Source organism: Jongsikchunia kroppenstedtii DSM 45133, from assembly GCF_000380485.1.
Taxonomy (GTDB): Bacteria; Actinomycetota; Actinomycetes; order Mycobacteriales; family Mycobacteriaceae; genus Jongsikchunia; species Jongsikchunia kroppenstedtii.
In genome coordinates this window covers 1-2,826 of record NZ_AQYG01000013.1, presented here as the reverse complement: position 1 = coordinate 2,826, position 2,826 = coordinate 1, and the positions used below count along the sequence as shown (strand labels likewise).

Below are 2,826 nucleotides of genomic sequence, written 5' to 3'. Positions count from 1 at the left end.
ACCACGCCGGACTGACCGACCAGACCCGCGCCCAATACAACGCACTGGTGCAGCAGCTGCGCGCCAATACGAAAGACGTGCAATCGGTGCACGACCTGCTCGCCGATCCGATCACCGCCCAGCAGGCAGTGAGCAGCGACAAACAGGCCTGGTACCTACCCGTGGCCGTCAGCGGCACCTTCGGCGGCCCCGACGCCGCGACCGCGGTCGAACACGTCCGATCGATCGCCAACAAGGCATTCACCGGCAGCGGAACCATCGTGAAGGTCACCGGCCCCCCGGCCACCTTCGCCGACCAAATCACTGCCGCCGAAAGCGATCTGGTGGTGATCACAGCAGCCACCGTCGCGCTCATCGCGGTGATCCTGCTGCTGGTATACCGCTCAGTGGTCACCGCGATACTGCCCCTGCTAGTCATCGGACTCAGCGTCGGCGTGGCACGCGGGGTGCTCTCGGCCGCCGGAACACTCGGCATGCCCGTCTCGCAGTTCACCGTGGCCTTCACCACCGTGATCCTGCTAGGCGCCGGCGTGGACTACTCGGTATTCCTGATCAGCCGCTACCACGAAAACATCCGCCGCCGACAATCCACCAGCGACGCCCTCATCGGCGCCACCGCCACCATCGGCAGGGTCATCGCCGCGTCCGCAGCCACTGTCGCACTGGCCTTTTCAGCAATGATCTTCGCCAAGTTGAGCGTGTTCGCGACGCTCGGACCCGCCTGCGCCATCGCCATCTTCGTCGGCTTCGCAGCCACCGTCACACTCCTACCGCCAGTCCTGGCAGTCGCCGCTCGTTTCGGCATGGGCGGACCGCGTCGCGATCTCACCCGCCGCTACTGGAGCCGGATCGGGGTACAAGTAGTCCGCCACCCCGCACCACTGCTCATCACCGGCCTGGTCGGCCTCGTTGCGCTCAGCCTGATCGGCCTCACCCTGCACGTCACCTACGACGACCGCACCGGGCAACCATCCACCACCGACAGCAACGAGGGCTACACCCTGCTCGACCAGCACTTCCCGAAAGATGTGATCATCACCGAGTTCCTGGTCGTCAGCTCACCGACTGACCTCCGCACCGCCAAAGGCCTCGCAGACCTGGACCAAATGGCCGGGCGTATCGCCCAACTACCCGGCGTGAGCAAAGTAGTCGGCATCACCCGCCCCACCGGCAACCGACTCGATCAAGCCCAACTGTCCTGGCAAAACGGCCAGATCGGCGATCGCCTCGCCGGCGCCGTCAACGACGGACAAGCCCACAAAACCGACCTGAACCAACTCGCCGCCGGCACCGACCAACTCGCCAACGGCCTCGACCTGCTCCACACCGAAGTCACCAACAACCTCGCCCCACTCACCGGCCTGCTCCGCCAGGCCGCCGACGCCGGAAACATGCTCCGCCCCTACCAGCCCATCCTTCAACAGCTCGCACAGCTACGCCCGCAACTCGACCAACTCGCCCACCAAACACCACCGATCGCGCAACAAGCAGACTCCGCACTCGCGGCCACCACCCCACTGCTGGCCACCCTGAACACCGCCCCCTGGTGCACACAACTACCCACCTGCATCGCCCTGCGCGACCAAGCGAACACACTCACCGCACTACATCGCGACGGCTTCTTCACCCAGCTCTCGACCCTGCTCAACACCATCAACACCAACCAGCCCGCCGCATCACCCCAGCAACTGCAAACCACCACCACAGCACTGCTCAACAGCCTCGGCAACGTCGCCGGCCAAGACCTACCAGCCAAACTCAACCAACTCCAAACCGGTATCGGTCAACTCGCCGCCGGCGCCCACGCCATCTCCGCCGGCGTGCACGCCCTCGTCGACAGCAACCTGCAAACCCTCGCCGGGATGGCCCAAGTCGCCACCCAACTCCAACAATCAGCACGCGCGACCACCGGATCAGACGCCGCCACCGGCTTCTACCTACCCGCGACCGCGTTCTCCGACCACCAATTCAACGACCTCGCAAGACAATTCGTCTCCCCCGACGGCCACACCATCCGCTACGCCATCCAAACGAAATACGACCCCTACAGCTCCGCGGCGATGAAACTAGCGACCAACCTCACCGCCGTCGCCAACAGCGCCCGCCCGAACACCACCCTGTCCGACGCCACCATCGCCGTCGCCGGATTCCCAGCCATCAACTCCGACCTCCAACGCCTCCTCGGCGACGACTTCCAGCTGCTCGTCATCGCCACCCTGCTGATCGTCGGCCTCATCCTCATCGCGCTACTCAAAGCACTGATCGCACCGCTCTACCTGCTGGCCACAGTCGTACTGAACTACACCGCAGCACTCGGATTCGGCGTCCTCATCTTTCAACACCTGCTGCACCAAGACATCGCATGGCCCGTGCCCATCCTGGCGTTCATCGTGCTCGTCGCCGTCGGCGCCGACTACAACATGCTCCTCGTCTCCCGACTCCGCGAAGAGTCCACCCACAACATCCGCGTCGGCGTCCTACGCACAGTCACCAACACCGGATCGGTCATCACCTCCGCCGGACTCATCTTCGCCGCCAGCATGTTCGGACTCATGACCGGCTCCATCGGAATCATGACCCAAGCCGGCCTCATCATCGGCGTCGGCCTCCTCATAGACACCTTCATCGTACGCACCATCGTCGTACCCGCCATCGCAACAACACTGCGAGACACCAACTGGTGGCCACAAAAACGGCCCCGCTAGACACATCAGACCTGTACCTACGAGTAAACCGTCGCGGGGTTTCCGGAGACTCTGATTGTTGGGAAGGTTGGAGTCATGTCAGGGAACATCACGAAGCGGTACCCGGCTGAGTTGAAGGCGC

General features: G+C 64.0%; 1 protein-coding gene. It reads left to right on the top strand.

From position 1 onward, the window contains the following. The coding region (locus tag G341_RS0100155) for an MMPL family transporter (RefSeq protein ID WP_018177087.1) at positions 1-2,705 on the top strand (2,705 nt) is incomplete at its 5' end. Positions 2,706-2,826: the final 121 nt, after the last annotated feature.